This is a genomic window from Galactobacter caseinivorans, assembly GCF_003640665.1.
Lineage (GTDB): Bacteria > Actinomycetota > Actinomycetes > Actinomycetales > Micrococcaceae > Galactobacter > Galactobacter caseinivorans.
Genome location: NZ_QQXL01000003.1, coordinates 206,617 through 225,822 on the forward strand (window position 1 = coordinate 206,617; position 19,206 = coordinate 225,822).

Here is a 19,206-nt window from a genome sequence, read left to right on the forward strand (position 1 = left end):
TCCTTCGTCGGGCGGTTCCGCAGCTGCCGAACCGCTGATTTCTGCGCTGCGCCGGGGCCGGATGCGCTTGCGCCACTGGCGCTACGCCCAGGGCCGAACCCCTACTCCGATGCTACCCAATTCCACGCCCTAGAATGGCGGAGTGCCAGGACTGATCAAACGCGAAGACATCGACGAGGTCCGCTCCCGCACGGATATCAAGACCGTCGTGGAGGGCTTTGTCGCCCTCAAATCTGCCGGCATTGGTTCCTTCAAGGGGCTGTGCCCCTTCCACGACGAGCGCAGCCCCAGCTTCCATGTGCGCCCGCAGGTGGGCACCTACCACTGCTTTGGTTGCGGCGAATCCGGGGATTCCATCAGCTTCCTGATGAAGATGAACCACACCACCTTTGCCGAGACCGTGGAGCAGCTGGCCGGGCGCGTGGGGATTGAGCTGCATTACGAGGACGGCGGGACCGGGCCGGACCGCGAGAGCATCGGGCGGCGCCAGCGCCTCCTTGACGCGCACAAGGTGGCGGAGGAGTTCTACCGCCAACAGCTCCAAACCTCCGCCGCTGCCGCTGGCCAGCAGATGCTCGCCGAGCGCGGGTTCACCCCAGCGGATGCGGCGCGCTTTGGTGTCGGCTATGCGCCGCAGGGCTGGGATGGCCTGCTCAAACACCTGCGCAATCGCGGCTTCCTGGATGAGGAGCTCAAGCTCACCGGTCTCATGTCTGAGGGGCAGAAGGGCATCTACGACCGCTTCCGTGGCCGCCTCATGTGGCCCATTCGCGACCTGACGGGCGTGACGATCGGGTTTGGCGCGCGCAAGCTCTACGAGGATGACCCGGGCCCCAAGTACCTCAACACCCCGGAGACGCAGCTGTATAAGAAGTCACAGGTGCTCTACGGGATTGACCTGGCCAAGCGGGAGATCTCCAAGCAGAAGCGCATTGTGGTGGTGGAGGGCTACACGGACGTCATGGCCTGCCAGCTGGCGGGCGTGGGCACCGCGGTGGCCACCTGTGGCACGGCCTTTGGCTCGGATCACATCAAGATTGCCAGGAGGTTGCTTTCCGATTTTGGTTCCGGTGGAGAGGTGATTTTCACCTTTGACGGGGACGAGGCCGGGCAAAAGGCTGCCCTGCGCGCCTTCCAGGAGGACCAGCGCTTTGTGGCCCAGACGTACGTGTGCGTTGAGGCCAGCGGCATGGATCCCTGCGAGCTGCGCCAGGCGCGCGGCGACGAGGCCATCATGGAGCTGATAGAGAATAAGCGGCCGCTCTTTGAGTTCGCGATTCGTGTGGGGCTGCGCAAGCACGACCTCAACACCGTGGAGGGGCGCATCACCGCGCTGCGTGAGGCCGCTCCGGTGGTGGCGCAGATCCGCGACCCCGCGATGCGCCCCGGTTACACGCGGGAGCTGGCCGGCTGGCTCGGCATGGACCCCAACCAGGTCGCCACGGCGGTGAATAGCGCCAAGAATCAGGCGCGGCACGCACCCCCCACGCACGACGACGCCTCCGCCGGGTCGGGTGCCCCCGGCCGGGACGGTGGGCCTGGGGCTGGGCAGGGTGAAAGTGTGGTTCCGGCCGTGATGCTGGAGCGCCCGGACACTCGGGATCCCGTGGTGCGGATGGAACGCGAGGCGCTGGAGGTGGTGCTGCAGCATCCCGAGGCGCTGGAAGCCAAGGCGTGGCAGGCCGTGTACGACGCGCATTTTGTGGCGCCAGCACACGCCGCCGTCAAGGACGCCATCGTGAACGCGGCCGCCGCCGGTGCGCCGCTGAGCAAGTGGGTGGAGACCATCCGCGAGTCCGTGCCCGGCCCGCTGGCCTCCTTTGTGGCGGAGCTGGCCGTGGTGCCGCTTCCCGCCTCCAACGAGGAATCCCTGAAGCGATACTGCGGCGGCATCCTCAACCGGCTCTTTGACATCCAGCTCAACCACGCCAAGGCGGAACTGCTGGGCCAGCTGCAGCGTCTGCCCATGGACGCCCCTGCCGAGGAAGCGCAGCGGCTGAACCGGGCCATCATGGAGCTGGAGATGCAGCGCCGGGCCCTGCGCGAGGAAACCTGAGGGTTCTTCGGTGATGCGAGGCGGCCGGCCGAAAGGGGCGGTGCGTGCGTCGCGACCGTGGGGCGCTGGTCCGGGCACGGGAGTCCTCCGCCGGGCCGCCCTGGTCCTCGGCGGCCCTCTCGAGTGGGTGCGAGGGAGGTTTGCGCCTCGATGTGTGCGGATGCAGCCCCGGTTGCGCCTGCATCCGTACACATCGAAGCGCAAACCTTGGGCGGAACCGAGTTGATCAGGCTCTAGAAGCTTTCCTCATCAGCAAGATCACTGTCGTTCAGCACGTATTCGTACTGAACCGGGTCTAGGACAGTTCCTGATGGATACGGGTCGACACCGATACGCCACTGGTCGGCGAAGCGGAGGCGTCCGCCGTAGGGCTGGCCATGATTGGAAATCTGGATGCCGTCAACGACGACAAGCATGTGATGGACGTCCGAACGTTGATTCAGTCTCACTTCGTTGCGCGTGAGAAGAATTTTCCTGGGATCAGGGGATGTGGTGCCCTTAACTTCAACGTGGATTGTGCCCGCGTGGCCTCTCAAGGTGACTAAGAAATCATAGGGATTACCCTGAGAAGTGTCGTCAAGAACGAAACCGTCCGTGGGGTCGTCAGGCTGCGGAGACGGGATCGGCTCTTCACCATATTTTGATCGCAAGAAGAGTTCCGCTCTTCGCATCGCATGCAGTTCAACGGCCTGGCGGAGCCGTGCGTCACTCTGCCTACCACTACCCCGATTGGCTCCTTCAGCGTCGGTAGCGGGCTCCGATCCTCCTCGATCCCCCGAAGCATCCCCGGTATACCGCTCGAGTCGTTCCTCGAGGTATTTCTCCAGTTCAGGAACCTGCGCTAGAAGGGACGGTGGGAACGCGCCCAAATAGCCCTGACCCGGACCGACAGTGTCTGGCGCCTCGCGCTGTAGAAAAATGTTCGAGGGGGTGGCTGGCGAATCGAGTAGGCGGTCCATCTCTGTCCGCAGCGCTCGTCCATGATTGCGGAGATAGGCCAGATCGAAGCCTCGTGGGAAAAGCTCGGGCGCACTGAGCTCTACGGTGACTTCGTATCCACCGTCTTGCTCTTCAGCCGGCTCTGCGCTGACCGGGTCACCTACGGCTACGGACCAGCCGATGAAGCTTGATTTTCCCTCGGGATTTTTTCCATTTGCCCACAAGAGTATAATATCTCCTCTTCGGACAAGTTTTGCAGTTTCCCGGAACGAGATTCTTTTACCGTCTGGGATATAGGCCAATAATCTTCCGACCAGGGTCGGAGAGTCACGCTTTTCTACCCAAATTTGACGGTTTGCAAGTGGTGAGGTTTTTGACATCAGCTATCCCTTTGGCTCTGATCCAGTTCGGTGATCGAATGTCTCATACATTGCGCACGGACGCCACGGCCCCTTCGTGTTTGAGAGGCAAAAATGGTCATCCGCTCGGCCCGTCTCCCGTACTCCGTGTGCATGGCCAAGGAATTAGAGAAACATTGGCGGGCCCAGAAGGTAGAGCTACAGGAGATCTCGGCCATGCAGCGATGCTGAGGGCCGGGGCACTTCGGCCGGAGCCGACTTACCCCCTCTTCATGGATTTACCCCCCTCCGTTGGGCGGGGAAGAACCACGAAGTGGGGGTGGAGCCAATTGGTGGGGGTGGATCCCGTTGCTCGCTTGAGGCGGGGTCCGTGCGGGGCGGTGTGTGCGTCGGGTCGGCGTGAGCCCGTTTCGCGCTACTCCGGGCGGCTCCGCTTGCTCCGGGGGAGGTTTGCGCCTCGATGTGTGCGGATGCAGCCCCGGTTGCGCCTGCATCCGTACACATCGAAGCGCAAAGCCTGGGCCGCGACCTCGGCCAGGGGCGGGTCAGGACGCGGGGGAGTCCCTGCGCAGGTGCAGGAGCGGGAACGGGTTGCCCTCGTTGTCCGTGGCAGATCTGCCCACTTGGGCGAATCCGCGGGCCAGGTAGAAGCCGAGCGCCGCAGGATTCTGCTCATTGACGTCCACCACGGCACTGGCGGCCTCCGCGCACACATGCTCCAGCAACGCAGTGCCCACACCCCGCCCGTGTGCTGAGGGATCCACGAACAGCATCTCCACACTCACGGTGACCCCCGCACGGTCGGCAGCCCCCGCCTCGGCACTCGTGTCAGCGCCATCACGCGAGTCAGCGCCTTCCCCGTCACCTGCGCCCGCACCGCCGGGTGCAGCGATGCAAATAAATCCCAGCACCACGGCGTCGGGCGCAGGGGACGCACCCATCGCAGGGGACGCACCCATCACAGAGGGAGCGCCGACCGCGACCGTCACGGCCACAGCGCCCAGGTACACCTCACGGATCAGCCGCTCCAAGCCCGCAATGTCCGCGGGGGAGAGGAAGTGGTGCGTGGCCTCCACGGCGCGGCGCCACACGTCCAATAAAGCGTCGGTGTCGGCGGGGAGGGAGGGGCGCAGGGTGAGGGGAGCGGGCATGGGCTAAGCCTAGCCAGGCGCCGTTTTGGATGAAGGGCGGTGCAACGGATAGGCTTGGGGCGTTGCGATCCTCCGTAGCTCAATTGGCAGAGCATTCGACTGTTAATCGAAGGGTTACTGGTTCGAGTCCAGTCGGAGGAGCTCAAAAAAACACGTATGGCCGGGCATCTTGTGTGCCCGGCCATACGTGCGTCTGGGGGGCAAAAGCGGCGCCCGCCCCCGATTTCGCGCCGGGTGTGAGGGCTGGTAGTCTTGACGCCGTTGCGATCCTCCGTAGCTCAATTGGCAGAGCATTCGACTGTTAATCGAAGGGTTACTGGTTCGAGTCCAGTCGGAGGAGCAAAGTGAAGGGCCTCGGTGAGAACCGGGGCCCTTCGTCATAACGAGGAGACCCGCGTGAGACTGATCATCGATGCCCGTTACACCCGCACGCATCAGCACGATGGCATCTCGCGATTCACCGCCTCGCTGATTGAGGCGCTGGATCGCCATCATGAGGTGCGCATGCTCATCAGCGACGAGGCGCAGCTGCCCATGCTGCCCGCCGTGCCCTATTCCAAGGTCACGAGCCCCACCTCGCCGCTGGAACCGCTCGTGGCGCTGCGCGTGAATCGGCTGCACCCGGACGTGGTCTTCTCTCCCATGCAGACCATGGGCTCGTGGGGGCGCAAATACGCGCTGGTGCTGACCCTGCATGACTTGATCTACTACGAGAACCGCACGCCGCCGGGGTTCTTGCCGGCACCGGTGCGGGTGCTGTGGCGCCTGTTCCACTTGGCGTATTGGCCGCAGCGGGTGCTGCTAAACCGTGCGGATATGGTCGCCACGGTCTCGGAGACCACCAAGGCGCTCATGCTCAAGCACCGCCTCACCCGCCGGCCCATCCGGGTCATCTACAACGCGGCCGGCGGCGGCCTTGCACCGCGTGACCCCTCCCAAGCGCCGAGCAAGGAGCTGCTCTACATGGGCTCCTTCATGGAGTACAAGAACGTGGAGACGCTCATTGCGGCTATGGGCCTGCTGCCTGGGTACAAGCTGCACCTGCTCTCTGGGATTCGGCCGGAGCGGCGGGCGCAGCTTGAGGCCCTGGTGCCCGACGGCGCTCAGGTCGTTTTTCACGGCGGCGTCAGTGAAGAGGACTATCAGTCGCTGTTGCGCCAGGTGAGTGCCTCCGTCACCTTGAGCCGTTCGGAGGGCTTTGGCATCCCGTTGGTGGAGGCCATGCAGGCCGGGACGCCGGTGATCACCGCAGATACCGAGATTTTCCGTGAGGTGGGCGGGGACGCCGTGGATTACGTGGACGGGGATGACCCGCAGGCCGTGGCGCGGGCTGTGCTGGCGCTGGAGGATCCGGCGATCTTTGCGCAGCGGGGGCGGGCCGGAGTGGAGCGCGCGCAGACTTTTGACTGGGAGCTGTCCTCGCAGGTGCTGTGGGAGAGCGCCCGGCAGGCGGTGTCGCGCCGCTCACGTCGCCGCGCTACCGCACCGGAACGGGCCTGGTGAGGCTGTGACTGGTGGTAGTTTGGAGCGGATGTGAGCACCAGCTTGCGTCCGTGGATCAGGAGGCACTTCGCATGACACAGTCCGACGCCGGGTCGTCGCAGCAGCCCAAGAATCTGCGCGGGACCATTTCGGTGCTTACGCGCTTGGCGCCCAAGCAGCTCAACGATGAGTTCTCTCTCACCGTGCGGCAGCTGCAGTCCAAGGGGATTTCCTTGGGCATCTCCGTGGCGCTTGTGGTGGTCGGCCTAGTCTTCCTGGGCTTCGTTGCCATCGCGTTGGTCGTGGCCGCCATTGCCGGCCTGGCCACCGTCATGCCGCTGTGGCTCTCCGCACTGCTGATCGCTCTCCTTTTCTTGCTCATCGCTGGTGCACTGGCCGGGATTGGTGCCATGCGCGCCAAGGCCGCCATCCCCGAGGCTATTGAGGTTCCCAAGCTGGCTATGCGCCGGGTCAAGCATGACCTTGGTGTCCTGAGCGAGGGCACCTCCTTTGATCCCTCCACGCTGAGCGCACCGAAGAAGCCCAAGGAGTCTGACTCCAAGAAGAACGGCGCCAAGTCTGAGTCGGCGGAGGAAGAGACGCCGGTGCAGAAGCCCACGGAGGCCGAGCTGCGCCGCCGCCTGGCCCGCCGCCGCGAGCACCTGGCTCAGCTGCGCGACACGCTGGGTGAACAGACCGATGTGAAGGCCAAGATGGGCCAGTTTGTTGGCAAGGTCAGCGACGCGACCGGCCGCGCCAAGTCCGGCGTTGACCGCGCGCAGGTGGGCCTCTCCGACGCGGTGGCCAATCAGACCCAGCTCCGCGCGACCGCGGAAAAGGTGGGGCCGTGGGTGGTTGTTTCGCTCGCGGGCACCGCGGCGTTTGTCTTCCTGCGCAGGGTGTTTCGTCGACAGAAGTGATGAGACGGGCCCGGGGCTGCTGCCCCGGGCCCGTCCACCAACGCGCCGATGAGCGCGCTGAACCAGAGGGGGGAGGCAACGCACGGTGCGATTGATCGGCGCTGGCACCCGGGATGACATCCATTACGTGGAGCGTCACACCTTCTGGACTGCCCCCAACCTCATCACCGTGGCCCGCTTCTTGCTGGTGCCATTGTTCGTCTTCCTGGTGGCGACCCACCACATCATCTGGGCCTTCTGCACCCTCGCGGTGTTGTTCTCCACCGACTGGGTGGATGGATACGTGGCCCGGCGTTTTAACCAGATTTCCTCCGTTGGCAAGTGGCTTGACCCCCTGGCGGACCGGCTGGCACTGATGGTGGTGGCCGCCACGTTCGTGATCCTGAACATCGCCCCGCCGTGGTTCGTGTGGGCCATCGTGATCCCGGACCTGATCCTCTTCGCCAACGCGCTCTTCCTGTTTAAGGGCAGCCCCGAACTGCCCGTCACCAACCTTGGCAAAGTCCGCACGGCGTTCCTCATGTGCGCGGCGCCCCTGCTCCTCCTGGCACAAGCCAACTTCTCCTGGGCCAGCACCCTAGACGCCATCAGCACGGTGCTCCTGGCCATCGGTAGCCTGCTGCACATCGTGGCCTCCGCCCAATACCTGGTGCAGGCGCAGGCCAAGGCCCGCCCCGAGCTGGCGGCCGACCGCGACGCCCAGCCAGGCGCCCTACCCGACGCCGCGGCGTCGGGCAGCGGAACTTTTAACGAACGCGCCGCGCGGCCGGGTGAGGAGGCCTAATGGAGTATTTGCCCGCCATTCTGTGTGCCCTGGCCTCCGCGGCGTTCCTGGCCTTTGGCACCCAGCGCCAGAGCTCGGCCGTGCAGGCGGACTCGGGCGGCCTGGATGTGAACTCGCGCGGCATGATGCGCCTGCTCGTGAACCCGCGCTGGCTCTTTGGCCTGCTGCTCATGATCATCGGCATGGCGCTCAACGTGATGGCGCTGGCCATGGCGCCACTGACGGTGGTGCAGCCGTTGGGCGCCGTGGCGCTGGCCATGACTACTGTCATCAATTCGCGCGACCAAGGAATCAAGGTCAATCGCGTGACGTGGATTGCCATTGTGGTCTGCATGGTGGGCTCCGTGGCGTTCGTGCTGTTGGCCGTTAACGCCACGCATGAGAGTCCGGTGACGGCCGCTGAGCAGTGGACCGTGATTGGCCTGCTCGCCATCGTGATCCTCATCTTCGGCTCCATCGCTTTTGCCAGGCGCCGCCGCCCGCACGGCGCGTTCTTCTACATCCTTGGCGCGGGCGTGCTCTTCGGGTTCACCGCCGTGCTGGTGCGCACCATCGCCGTGGCCGTGAAGCATTGGGACCCCACGCAGAGCTTTTGGCTTCAGGTTCCGTGGGCTCCGCTCGTGGCCGTGGTGGTGGCCGGGCTCATGGGCCAGTACTTCAACCAGAACGCGTACTCCTCTGGCCCGCCGGAACTGGTGATCGCCGGCCTCACCGTGATTGACCCGATGGTGGGCGTGGCCGTGGGCATCTTTGTGCTCGGTGAGCTCTCTCCCAACGTGCACCCTGTGGTGGGTCTCTCAATGGCCGCGGCGGCGGTCGTTGCTATCGTTGGTGTTATTGCCCTTTCGCGTCACCATCCGGATGTGCTTGCCCGCAAGGAACAGCGCAAGAACGCGTAAGCCCCGCCGTCCTCTCTGGTCGGTGACCCGAACGAGGAGTTTCCCAGTCGTGAGTGACCAGCGCCCGCTGCGTATTTTGATTGCCTGCGACACCTATCCGCCGGACGTCAATGGCGCGGCAGTGTTCTGTTTCCGGCTGGCCACTGCCATGTCTAAGCGCGGGCATGAGGTGCACATCGTTGCCGCCCGCACAGAGAATGGCCCCTCCTTGGTGGAGCACCGCCCGGAGGCCACCGTGCACCGCGTGCACTCCCACCGGGCACCGACGCACGAGTCTTACCGGCTGTGCCTGCCGGTCACGGCCAACCGGACGCTGGCGAAGGTCATCGATGAGATCAAGCCAGACGTGGTGCACATCCAGTGTCACTACATGATTGGCCAGGCCGCTGAGAAGCAGGCCACCAAGCGCGGGCTGCGCCTCATCGCCACCAACCACTTCATCCCGGAGAACCTGGAGCCCTTCCTCCCGTTCCCGCAGTGGTTTAACAACATCGTGTCCAAGAACTCCTGGCGGGACATGGGCAAGATCATGGGCCGTGCCGCCGTGGTCACGACCCCCACCCCGTTGGCCGCCGCTGAGATGCGCAACCGGGCCGGCCTGAAGCATGTTCTGGCGCTGTCCAACGGCATTAACTCTGCCAACTATGAACTTCAGCCCGGCGAGGTGATTGAGCACCCGGAGCACCCGGTGATCGTGTTTGCCGGCCGACTGGCCGTGGAGAAGAACGTGGACGTGCTCATTCGCGCGCTGTCCCGCCTGCGCGGCGAGAAGGCACCGCACCTGCACCTGGTGGGCGAGGGGGAGCAGCGGCCCAAGCTGGAGAAGCTGGCCGCGGATCTTGGCGTGAGCGATCGCGTGCATTTCCTGGGCTTTGTGGACGATGCGACGCTGCGCGAGCAGTACCTGATGGCGGATGTTTTTTGCCAGCCTGGCACCGCCGAGCTGCAGTCCCTTGTCACGCTGGAGGCGCTGTCTGCTTCCAAGCCCGTGGTGCTGGCCAACGCGTTGGCCCTGCCGCACTTGGTGGATGACGGAGTGAACGGTTACCTGTTTACCCCCGGCGACGACGCGGATCTGGCCGCCAAGCTCAGCGCGATCCTGGAGCTGCCGGAGGCCGAGCGACTCGCGATGGGTGAGGCCGGGCATGTGAAGGCCCTGCACCACGGCGAGGCCAAGACCATGGACGCCTTCGAGGATCTTTATCGCGGAGCGCCCGCGGAGAAGTACCTCTCTCAGGCCTGAGTCTTACGTCGCGTTCCATAGTGCGCGGTAGTACGCCAGCTGCTCGCGGTCCGGTTCCACGCCGTACGCCTCGATGAGCGTGGCCTCATAGCCGGGCCCGTAGTTCCACTCGGTGCTCATGGATGCCACCGCGAGGTCGGCCCAGAAGTCACCCAGCCCCAGCGCGCCCAGGTCCACGTGCCCGCTGGGGTGACCGGCGTCGTCGAGCAGGGTATTGGGCACACACGCGTCGCCGTGGCAGACCACCAGCCGATCAATCGGGGGGGCGTCGCGCAGCGCGGGCGGCACGTCGATGCCGCGTTGGGCGGCATTGGTCAGGCGCGCGTGCACACTCCAGTCAAAGGGGCAGTTCTCGGTCGGCAGCGCGTCGTGAAGGGCGCGCAGGCCCTGCCCGACGGCGCGTGCGGCGGTTTCCGGGGCGGCGAGCCACCGCGGGTCCACGGCGCTGAGCCCGTCTAGTGCCTCCGTGATGAGCCACTCGTGGGTGGTGTCCTTGCCGTGACTGACCACGCGAGGCACTGGGGTGTGAGGGGCGGCCCACGCCAGGCGTTTGGCCTCCTGGGCCATGCTCGTCTCCGGATCCAGGGGACCATGCTTCAAGAAATGGACCCGCGGTCCATTTCCGGTGGCGAGCTGTTTGCCGGTGGTCACGCGAAAGGTGAGGCCGCCCAGGCCGTTGCGCCAGACGGGGGTGAGGTGCGGCTCCGGCTCGCCGGGCGCGCCTAGTTCGCGGGCCAGGCGCAGGACTTGAGCGGGGACGCGGACCGGGCCGGCGGGGATACTCACCGGGCCAGCGTGTCACAGGCGGCTGACTCAGCGGCTCCGGTCGCGAATCTGATAAATGCGAGGCCGAGATAATCCGGTCCAGGACACAAGGTCCACAACACGAGTGCCGTCCGCCAGCGCAGCGCGTATGGCGTCGTCGCGTTGGGCTTCAGCGGCCGCGAGGGCAGCCTGAGCCGCGTACACGCCCGTAGAGGCTCGCCGGATCGCGTCTTCGGACGCGTTCATGCCCGACCGGCTTTGCGCACGGCGATCGCTGTAGCAATGCCAACGCCGACGACGACAGCCCAGGCAATCCAAAACCCGGGGTAGAGCTTGGCTCCCGTCGCGATGTTTGTTAGGCCGACGACGATCACCAAGGCGAATAGCGGCCATGCGATGCGGATCTGGTGCTGATTCATCTCAGTCCCCTCTTTCTTTGTACCGTCCCCACATCCCCTCCCGGGGGAGAGTGGGAATCAGAATTGATACCGCTATCGGAGTGCGGCTCTTCCCTTCCAGCCCCCGGCTTAGCTACGAGGGCGGTCTAGGGGAATCATCGCACGGATGTTGAACCAGGGCAGGTGCGAGTGCCGCGTCGCGAAGCAACGTGCGGGCGTGGCAGCCCGGTAGAATGTTCGTGGCGGCTGGCGAGTCCGGTGGTCGGTTCGGGGCGGTAGCTCAGTTGGTCAGAGCAGAGGACTCATAATCCTTGGGTCGTGGGTTCAAGCCCCACCCGCCCTACCCTCATAGGCCGCGTCAACTCAACGAAGTTGGCGCGGCCGATGACCGAGGTGTTGAGGTCTCTGGCCAGACGCTACTTTGGCCAGACGCTGGCCGGGATGAGCTTCGTCGCCGGGGCGCTCAACTATCTCCCCTCCGAACTTGCTCAACGTGGTCACCTGGGGGCGGGGTGACAACCGCTGATAACCTCGCGTGGGTCGAACTCACGGCTTGTGACAAGTGTGCACAACCTGTGGCCGAGATGGCCTGGATAGTAGGTATTCTGGACGAACGCTACGTCTCATGTCACCACGCGAGAGGAACTCATGAAGAAGAGTCTGTCCATTGCCATTGCTGCCCTGCTTGCGGTGTCCGTCTCCGGGTGTGCCAATGGCGGAGGCGAGAGCGCCGGGGCCACGTCCAGCGCTCCGTCGAGTCGGTCAGGCGGGTCTCAGTCCGCGGGTGCGTCGACGCAAGCTACCAAGGCGCCGGTTGCAGACCCCAAGCTGGGTGAGACCTACACCTGGGAAGATGGGCTGAAGGTCACCGTTTCTCAGCCACAGCAGTACAAGCCGTCCCCCTCGGCTGAGAACCGCGTCACGGCCAAGGCCCGCGTCTTCACCATCACCGTCAACAATGGCACCGAGAAGGGGCTCATCCCCGGTGGCATTCAGATCAGCGTTACCTCAGGTGGGGCCGAATCGAGTCAGGTTCTAGACAAGGGTTTGTGGCTTGATTCCTCGAAGAAAAAGATCGAGCCGGGGGAAACGCTCACCTACAAGATGGCCTACGAAATCAAGAACCCCAAGGACATCAAGATGAGTTTCTCCCCAGGCGTGCAGTACGACACCAAGTCATTCACGTCCTAACTGGCCCGTGTCTGCAGTGTCGGAAGGGTCGGCTAGAGCGAGACCTCAAATCCCACGGCAAGGTGAGCATTTCGCTTCAAGAGTATGAATAGCCCGACCAGCGCCATGGCGATGCTGGTGCTCAGTAGCAGGTAGGTGCCGGAGGCTGCCTCGACGATTGCGTAGTAGCCGGTGCCGGAGCTGGAGTAATCGGGCGCTCCCGTGATGATGATGGAGGCGATGATCACCCCAATCACACCGCACACAATGATGATCGTGCCGCACGCGGCCCGTGCGCCGCCGGACTTGGCACCGAAGCCGATCAGCCCGACGAGGATGGCCGCGATCATAACGGTGATGATGCCTGCGCCTGTGTGCTGTGCGGCGTCTGAGAAGAAGCCCCCCGTGCGGTCGAATGAGCCGAACATCGAGGCGGCATGTAGTGAGACGGCCGGGAGGGCCAGTGCGATCAGTCCGATGACGCCGAATCCCGCAGCCGTGAGCGGGAGCGCCCGGACCCCGGCTGGAGGGGCCGTCGGGGGGACAGCCGGTGCTACTCGGAGCGCATCCGGCGGTAAGAGTGGAGCTGCCGGCGCGTCTGAGTACGCGACCGGTGAGGCGCTTTCCTGCGCGATGATCCACTCCCGCAGTGCCGCGGAGCACCCGGGATTCTGAAGGATCGCGGCGTGCAGGTCCGGCCGGGCCTGAGCCAACTGCCCGAGCAGTAACGGGCTCAGCGTTGGATCTTGGGCGCTCTGGAAGGTGAACGTGGTGAAGTCAGCGGCGGTCAACGGTGGCTCCTTCGGGAATCAAGTGATGCCAAAGTGAACCACCTATCTCAGTCCTGACAACGTTCCCTATCAACGAGGGCAGTGGCAGGGGCACGGCTGGGGTGCTTGGGCGCGTGGCCTGCCTGAATAGACTCGTCATATGCGCAGTTCGACGACAGCCCGCCGTCCATTACTCCTGATCTTCGGGACGTTCATCGCCGCGTTCTTGGCCGGGTGTGCCGCTCCAACACCACCGGCCGAGCCAGAACACACAACCAGCTCCGTTCCATCCCTGGGCGCTCAGCCACTCATCGTGGCGCACCGAGGCGGCGCGGACGAGGGTGCGGAGGGCGCACTCGAGAGCCTGGTTGCCTCCGCCAAGGAGGGATTCCCCGTCGAGTTTGATCTGCATCCGCTCAAGGACGGTCAGTGGGCGGTGGCTCACGATGACAAGGTAGACAGGATTCTCAAGGGCAAATCCGGACCTGTCTCCGCAATGACGTCCCGGGAATGGAAGGCCTCGTGCATCGAGGGCCCGGACGGGGTATGCGGCACTCCAGCGACCTGGGACGACGTGGTCAAGACCTTGCCAGCCGGAACCCCCTTGGTTCCGGAGATCAAGAACGGGGAGATTAAGGCGGCAGACATGGCAGCCGCCGTGAAGAAGGCGGACCTGGTCAAGACCACGACCGTTCAGACCTTCCGGCTCGCAGAAGCCAAGGAACTAGCGGCCGCTGGAATCACCACGCTGTACCTGGCGGACGCGAAGACTGAGGTGGACGTGGATGCCGTGGCCGCCGCGAACATCGCGTTCATCGGCGTAAACAAGAGCACCAGCAGGGACATAGTGCAACGTGCCCACGCCAGCGGCCTGAAGGTGTGGGTCTGGACAGTGGATGAGCGCGCAGACGCCGATGCGTGGCGGTCAGCGGGCGCCGACGGCCTCTTCACTGACCTGCCTAAGACGATGCGGGGCTGGTGGGTCTAAACGCGGCAGGGGCTTGACCGTGCAGACAGCCTGCCTCCCAGTTGCCGTTCACGCCGGGCGCCCGTCAAGCCGAAGCGGCACAGGGCGGGCTATGTTGGGCACGTCCGGACGTACACGCCGTTCCCTCACACTCGGGCCGGTGAGCCACCGCAAGCAGCGTTTGGTCGGGAAGGAACGTCATGTCGGCATCGCAACCCTCATCAGGCGGCGCAGGGGAGTCAGAGCGGTTCACCTTCGGCGCACGGCGCATCCCGCGCCCCGCAGATTTTGCCGAGTACCTGAAGTTCAAGCCGTTAGAACGCAACGCCATCACGCGACGGCTGGCGGGAGCCCACACCGTGGAGGACCTGGCCCGGCTGGCCAGGCGGCGCACCCCCAAGTCGGTCTTTGAATATGTCTCCGGGGCGGCAGAGGCGGAGCTGAGTCTGGCCCGCGCCCAAGAGGCCTTCTCTCGAGTCGAGTTCCAGCCCCACGTGTTGCGGGACGTCTCCGCCGTGGACCTCACCACCAGCATCCTCGGCAGGGAGTCTGCCCTTCCGCTGATCTTGGCGCCCACCGGCTTCACCCGGATGATGCAGCACGAGGGCGAGCCCGCCGTGGCCCGTGCCGCCCAAACGGCCGGCGTCCCTTACGCGCTCTCTACGATGGGCACCACCAGCATCGAGGAACTCAGCAGCGCCGCCCCGGACGCCAACCTCTGGTTCCAGCTCTACCTCTGGAAGGACCGGCAGAAGAGCCTGGACCTGGTGGACCGGGCCCGGGCCGCAGGCTGGGACACTTTGGTCCTTACGGTGGATACACCGGTGGCGGGCAATCGCCTGCGCGATGTCCGCAACGGGCTGAGCATCCCGCCCAAGATCACCCCGCGCACCTTCGCCAACATGAGCCTGTACCCACAGTGGTGGTTCAACCTCCTCACCACAGAACCGCTGGAGTTTGCCTCCATGCGCGGCAGCGATGGCACGCCGGCGGAGCTGATCGGCTCCCTCTTTGACCCCTCCCTGCAACTCGCCGACCTTGGCTGGCTGCGCGAGCGCTGGGACGGGAAGCTGGTGATCAAGGGAATCCAAGACCCTCAGGATGCCCGCGACGTGGTGGCGGCCGGCGCCGATGCGCTGGTGGTGTCCAACCACGGCGGGCGCCAGCTGGACCGTGCACCCACACCGCTGGAACTGCTCCCGGCCGTGGTGGAGGCGGTGGATGGCCGGGCGGAGGTCTACATGGACACCGGCATCACCTCTGGCGCGGACATGCTGGCCGCCGTGGGCTTGGGCGCCACCGCCGTGATGGTGGGCCGCGCCTACCTCTATGGGCTCATGGCCGCAGGCGAACGGGGTGTGGGCCGGGTCGTGGAGATCCTCCACGACGAGGCCGTGCGCACCCTGCAACTCATGGGCGCTGCCTCCCTCGAAGAACTCCAGGGGCGGGTGCGGCTGCGCTAGCTCCAGTCGACTCTGCGCTAGTTCCTTCATGACGCCCCGCAGGACCATGGGGCCACGTGCTCAGCGCGGGGGAGTCACAGCGTCAATCCACAGCACCGAGGGCTCCCGGTTTTGCACCAGCGTTCGAGGGTCGCGGTAGTGCTCCTCCCGCCCCTTGCCAGAGCGCAGCCCCCAGTGCACACAGGAGCCATCGCAGTGCCCGCCGCCACGCACCGTGCCGATGCGCTGGCCCGCGCTGACCACCTGCCCCTCCTTGACGCTGGCGGCCACCGGCTCCAGCGTGGTGCGCCAGCCACCACCCACCTCAATGGCGATGGTGGGCCGCCCGCCGACGGAGCCAACAAAGGACACCACGCCATCACTCGGCGCCACGACGGGATCACCGCGCCCTGCTTTCAGGTCGACGCCGCGATGGCCCGCCTCCCAGCGCTGCTGGGGCGCGTCATAGTCCCGGGTCATGCCCACGGACTCCCAGCTCCCGCCCGCCGGCGGCGGCTGCCCGACGGGCGGAACGCCCGCGGCAAGGAGGGCCAGGGCGGAGAGGGCGCCCAACGCGACCACCGCCATGCGGGGCCTGCGAAGCGCAGGCCAGCCATGCGTCGTCGGGCGGGAGGTGTGCTTGGTTTTCATGTCTCGAGGATGCCCGCACCGGGCCGCACCGGACCCCCGCCAAGAGGTGCTCTGTGGACAACACGCCGCGGACCGTCACCGACCCCTGCTTTGTGAGGGAGGGCACCGACCCTGGTGCCAGAGGCACCCCCGCCGTGGGATACACTAGAAACAGCGATGTCGTGTGCCCGTATGCCGGAATCACGCGTCGACTACGCGCATTGTGCTCCGCCCCTTCACGGGCGGCTCCCTCGCCCTCGGTCCGGAAACTTTCGGTTCGGCGAGCGGCGGTTCGGCAACGAACACGCAATGCCAGGGATCACACGCCACCAGGGCACGTGATCGTCAACCGCAAACGATAAGGGCGGGAGCGCGCTGCGCGTGCCTCGTTCGGAAGGAGCACGACATGCCCGTCGTGACCATGCGCCAGCTGCTTGACAGCGGCGTCCACTTTGGACACCAGACCCGTCGCTGGAACCCGAAGATGAAGCGTTTCATCCTCACGGAGCGCAACGGCATCTACATCATCGATCTGCAGCAGTCGCTGTCTTACATCGACCGCGCGTTCGATTTCGTCAAGACCACCGTTGCCCACGGCGGCACCGTGCTCTTCGTCGGCACCAAGAAGCAGGCTCAGGAAGCCATCTCCGAGCAGGCCACGCGCGTCAACATGCCGTACGTGAACCACCGCTGGCTCGGTGGCATGCTCACCAACTTCGCCACGGTCTCCAAGCGCGTTCAGCGCATGAAGGAGCTTGAGGACATCAACTTCGAGGATGTTGCCGGTTCCGGCCACACCAAGAAGGAGCTCCTCCTCTTCAAGCGTGAGCTGACCAAGCTGCAGTCCAACCTGGGCGGCATCCGCAACATGACCCGCACCCCCTCCATGGTGTGGATCGTCGATACCAAGAAGGAGCACCTCGCCGTTGACGAGGCGCGCAAGCTTGGCATCCCCGTTGTCGCCATCCTGGACACCAACTGCGATCCCGACGAGGTCACCTACCCCATCCCGGGTAACGACGACGCGATCCGCTCCGTCAACCTGCTGACCCGCGTCATCGCCGACGCCGTCGCCGAGGGCCTCATGGCCCGTCACAACGGTGGCGACAAGGCTGAGGCCGCCGCTGAGCCCATGGCTGAGTGGGAGCGCGAGATCCTCGCCGGCCAGGCCGAGGAAGCACCGGCAGCCACTGAGGCCCCCGCCGCTACCGAGGCACCCGCCGAGGCAGCTGCTGAGCCCAAGACCGAGGCCGTCGCAGCTGACGCCGAGGGCGAGAAGTAAACACCAGCTTCTTCAGCTTTGACTGCGGGCCGGCCTCTCCGGCCGGCCCGCAGTTCTGTCTCCGGATCACCTCCGGAGGCAGAACACCACACACTTTTTCGAAACGAACGGGGTAAGAGGACATGGCGAACTACACTGCTGCCGACATCAAGGCCCTCCGCGAGCGCACCGGCGCCGGCATGATGGACGTCAAGAAGGCACTCGACGAGGCCAATGGCGATTCCGAGAAGGCCATTGAAATCATCCGCGTGAAGGGCCTCAAGGGCGCCACCAAGCGCGAGTCCCGCGCCACCGCCGAGGGCCTCGTGGCCGCGACGGTCGTGGACGGCAAGACCGGCTACATGATCGAGATCAACTGCGAGACCGACTTCGTGGCCAAGAACGAGAAGTTCATCAACATGGCCAAGGTCGCGCTGACCGCCGCCGTTGAGACCGGTGCCGCTGACGCCGATACCCTGCTGGCCGCCCCGGCCGAGGGCAAGACCGTCAAGGACGTCATCGACGAGCTGGGCGCCATCCTGGGCGAGAAGCTGCAGCTGCGCCGCGTCTCCAAGGTGGAGGGCGACACGGTTGACGCTTACCTGCACAAGACCTCCAAGGACCTCCCGGCTCAGGTCGGCGTGCTCGTGGCAACGACCGGTTCCGGCGAGGCCGTGACCACGGCCGCCCACGACGTCGCCGTGCACATCGCCGCGCTGAACCCCACCTACACGACCCGCGAGGACGTGCCGGAGGACAAGGTCGCAGACGAGCGCCGCATCGCCGATGAGACCGCACGCGCAGAGGGCAAGCCCGAGGCCGCCCTCACCAAGATCGTTGAGGGTCGCCTGACCGGCTTCTTCAAGGAGGTCGTGCTGGTGGATCAGCCCTTCGCCAAGGACTCCAAGAAGACCGTCGGCAAGGTGCTGGAAGAGGCTGGCGCGTCCGTCGTCACCTTCGCTCGCTTCCGCGTCGGCGCCTGACCCTTCGTTTGAGGGTTCGCCGCTGCTGAACGCAGCTCAGGGCGGTCACCCCACTTTGATGGTGGTGACCGCCCTTTGCTGTGCCAGGAGCGCGGCAAGATCACCAGCAGACTTCCCGGTGGCACCGGACCAGAACAGCTGGGCCCGCGCATGGCGTGGGGCTCGCATGGCAAGATGGATTGGGCCGTCTTGAACGACCCACCGCAACAGTCGAGGAGACATTCATGGCAGCCGAAAAGTCCAACCACCGTCGACGGGTCCTTCTGAAGCTCTCCGGTGAGGTTTTTGGCGGCGGCAAGCTGGGCGTGGACCCGGACACCGTGCGCGGCATCGCCGATCAGATTGCTTCCACCGTTGGCACCGTGGAGACCGCCATCGTGGTGGGCGGCGGCAACTTCTTCCGCGGCGCTCAGCTGGCGGAATCCGGCATGGATCGCTCCCGCGCCGACTACATGGGCATGCTTGGCACGGTCATGAACTGCCTGGCCCTGCAGGACTTCCTGGAGCAGGCCGGAGTGGAGACGCGCGTGCAGTCCGCCATCTCCATGGCGCAGGTCGCTGAGGCGTACATTCCGCGCCGCGCCATTCGCCACCTCGAGAAGGACCGCGTGGTCATCTTCGGGGCCGGCGCTGGCCTTCCCTACTTCTCCACCGACACCGTTGCAGCCCAGCGCGCCCTTGAGGTGCACGCCGACGAGGTGCTCATGGCCAAGTCCGGTGTGGACGGCGTTTACACCGCGGATCCCCACAAGGACCCCACGGCCCGCAAGCTGGAGACCCTGACCTATGACGACGCGCTCCGTCAGAACATTCGGGTGATGGATCAGACCGCCATGACCATGTGCAAGGACAACAAGCTGGCCATGCGCGTCTTTGGCATGGAGGGCGCCGGTAACGTCGCCAGCGCCGTGCTTGGAGAGCAGATTGGCACGCTCGTCACCGCCTGATTCGGCGCGGTGACCTAGGATGAGACATAAGCTACTGCGC

At 65.3% G+C, this 19,206-nt stretch carries 18 protein-coding genes and 3 tRNA genes; 15 read left to right on the forward strand and 6 right to left on the reverse strand.

Annotation, left to right across the window (positions count from 1 at the left end):
* Positions 1-142: 142 nt before the first annotated feature.
* A complete protein-coding gene (gene dnaG, locus DWQ67_RS06365; RefSeq protein ID WP_121484751.1) occupies positions 143-2,056 on the forward strand; it encodes a DNA primase in 1,914 nt (637 codons plus the stop codon).
* Between the two features lie 233 nt (positions 2,057-2,289).
* Here the strand turns inward: dnaG and DWQ67_RS06370 are convergent, their stop codons facing one another.
* Positions 2,290-3,375 carry a protein NO VEIN domain-containing protein gene (locus DWQ67_RS06370; protein WP_121484752.1) on the reverse strand — a complete coding sequence of 362 codons (1,086 nt, stop codon included), beginning with the start codon at positions 3,373-3,375 and terminating at the stop codon, positions 2,290-2,292.
* Positions 3,376-3,899: 524 nt separating this feature from the next.
* Positions 3,900-4,505, reverse strand: coding sequence for a GNAT family N-acetyltransferase (locus DWQ67_RS06375; RefSeq protein ID WP_233555944.1), 606 nt, complete (start codon positions 4,503-4,505; stop codon positions 3,900-3,902).
* A 68-nt stretch (positions 4,506-4,573) separates the two neighbouring features.
* Here DWQ67_RS06375 and DWQ67_RS06380 point away from each other — a divergent pair.
* The 7 genes from DWQ67_RS06380 to DWQ67_RS06410 all read left to right on the forward strand — a co-directional run bounded on the left by DWQ67_RS06380 (position 4,574) and on the right by DWQ67_RS06410 (position 9,833).
* Positions 4,574-4,646, forward strand: a tRNA-Asn gene (locus DWQ67_RS06380).
* Positions 4,647-4,772: 126 nt separating this feature from the next.
* A tRNA-Asn gene (locus DWQ67_RS06385) sits at positions 4,773-4,845 on the forward strand.
* A gap of 56 nt (positions 4,846-4,901) precedes the next feature.
* On the forward strand, positions 4,902-6,008 hold the full coding sequence (locus DWQ67_RS06390; RefSeq protein ID WP_121484753.1) for a glycosyltransferase family 4 protein: 1,107 nt from the start codon (positions 4,902-4,904) through the stop codon (positions 6,006-6,008).
* Positions 6,009-6,079: 71 nt separating this feature from the next.
* Positions 6,080-6,907 carry a phage holin family protein gene (locus tag DWQ67_RS06395; protein WP_121484754.1) on the forward strand — a complete coding sequence of 276 codons (828 nt, stop codon included), beginning with the start codon at positions 6,080-6,082 and terminating at the stop codon, positions 6,905-6,907.
* A gap of 85 nt (positions 6,908-6,992) precedes the next feature.
* Entirely contained in the window at positions 6,993-7,691 is a 699-nt protein-coding gene (locus DWQ67_RS06400; protein WP_121484755.1) for a CDP-alcohol phosphatidyltransferase family protein, read from the forward strand.
* On the forward strand, positions 7,691-8,590 hold the full coding sequence (locus tag DWQ67_RS06405) for a DMT family transporter (RefSeq protein WP_121484756.1): 900 nt from the start codon (positions 7,691-7,693) through the stop codon (positions 8,588-8,590). The genes DWQ67_RS06400 and DWQ67_RS06405 overlap by 1 nt, the downstream gene beginning before the upstream one ends.
* A 49-nt stretch (positions 8,591-8,639) precedes the next feature.
* The gene (locus DWQ67_RS06410; RefSeq protein WP_233555945.1) at positions 8,640-9,833 is read left to right on the forward strand and encodes a glycosyltransferase; all 1,194 of its coding nucleotides are present in this window, start codon (positions 8,640-8,642) and stop codon (positions 9,831-9,833) included.
* Positions 9,834-9,836: 3 nt separating this feature from the next.
* Here the strand turns inward: DWQ67_RS06410 and DWQ67_RS06415 are convergent, their stop codons facing one another.
* On the reverse strand, positions 9,837-10,619 hold the full coding sequence (locus DWQ67_RS06415; protein ID WP_121484758.1) for an aminoglycoside 3'-phosphotransferase: 783 nt from the start codon (positions 10,617-10,619) through the stop codon (positions 9,837-9,839).
* A gap of 221 nt (positions 10,620-10,840) precedes the next feature.
* Positions 10,841-11,017: a hypothetical protein gene (locus DWQ67_RS13760; RefSeq protein WP_158595391.1), complete on the reverse strand. Its 177-nt coding sequence runs from the start codon at positions 11,015-11,017 to the stop codon at positions 10,841-10,843.
* Between the two features lie 248 nt (positions 11,018-11,265).
* Between DWQ67_RS13760 and DWQ67_RS06420 the strand changes: the two genes are divergently transcribed.
* Positions 11,266-11,339, forward strand: a tRNA-Ile gene (locus tag DWQ67_RS06420).
* 305 nt (positions 11,340-11,644) lie between these two features.
* The gene (locus DWQ67_RS06425; protein ID WP_121484759.1) at positions 11,645-12,187 is read left to right on the forward strand and encodes a hypothetical protein; all 543 of its coding nucleotides are present in this window, start codon (positions 11,645-11,647) and stop codon (positions 12,185-12,187) included.
* 32 nt (positions 12,188-12,219) lie between these two features.
* On the opposite strand, the gene DWQ67_RS06430 is transcribed toward DWQ67_RS06425, so the two are convergent.
* The gene (locus DWQ67_RS06430; RefSeq protein WP_121484760.1) at positions 12,220-12,957 is read right to left on the reverse strand and encodes a variant leucine-rich repeat-containing protein; all 738 of its coding nucleotides are present in this window, start codon (positions 12,955-12,957) and stop codon (positions 12,220-12,222) included.
* A gap of 139 nt (positions 12,958-13,096) precedes the next feature.
* Here DWQ67_RS06430 and DWQ67_RS06435 point away from each other — a divergent pair, with 139 nt between their 5' ends.
* Positions 13,097-13,924, forward strand: coding sequence for a glycerophosphodiester phosphodiesterase (locus tag DWQ67_RS06435; protein ID WP_121484761.1), 828 nt, complete (start codon positions 13,097-13,099; stop codon positions 13,922-13,924).
* Between the two features lie 179 nt (positions 13,925-14,103).
* Positions 14,104-15,366, forward strand: a complete 1,263-nt coding sequence (locus DWQ67_RS06440) for an alpha-hydroxy acid oxidase (RefSeq protein WP_121484762.1) — start codon at positions 14,104-14,106, stop codon at positions 15,364-15,366.
* A gap of 60 nt (positions 15,367-15,426) precedes the next feature.
* On the opposite strand, the gene DWQ67_RS06445 is transcribed toward DWQ67_RS06440, so the two are convergent.
* Complete coding sequence (locus tag DWQ67_RS06445) at positions 15,427-15,996, reverse strand: M23 family metallopeptidase (protein ID WP_233555946.1); 570 nt, start codon at positions 15,994-15,996, stop codon at positions 15,427-15,429.
* Between the two features lie 385 nt (positions 15,997-16,381).
* Here DWQ67_RS06445 and rpsB point away from each other — a divergent pair, with 385 nt between their 5' ends.
* From rpsB to pyrH, 3 genes are all read left to right on the forward strand, one after another.
* Positions 16,382-17,257, forward strand: coding sequence for a 30S ribosomal protein S2 (gene rpsB / locus DWQ67_RS06450; protein ID WP_121484764.1), 876 nt, complete (start codon positions 16,382-16,384; stop codon positions 17,255-17,257).
* A 122-nt stretch (positions 17,258-17,379) separates the two neighbouring features.
* Positions 17,380-18,219: a translation elongation factor Ts gene (tsf, locus tag DWQ67_RS06455; RefSeq protein WP_121484765.1), complete on the forward strand. Its 840-nt coding sequence runs from the start codon at positions 17,380-17,382 to the stop codon at positions 18,217-18,219.
* 224 nt (positions 18,220-18,443) lie between these two features.
* On the forward strand, positions 18,444-19,166 hold the full coding sequence (gene pyrH / locus DWQ67_RS06460; protein ID WP_121484766.1) for a UMP kinase: 723 nt from the start codon (positions 18,444-18,446) through the stop codon (positions 19,164-19,166).
* Positions 19,167-19,206 lie beyond the last annotated feature (40 nt).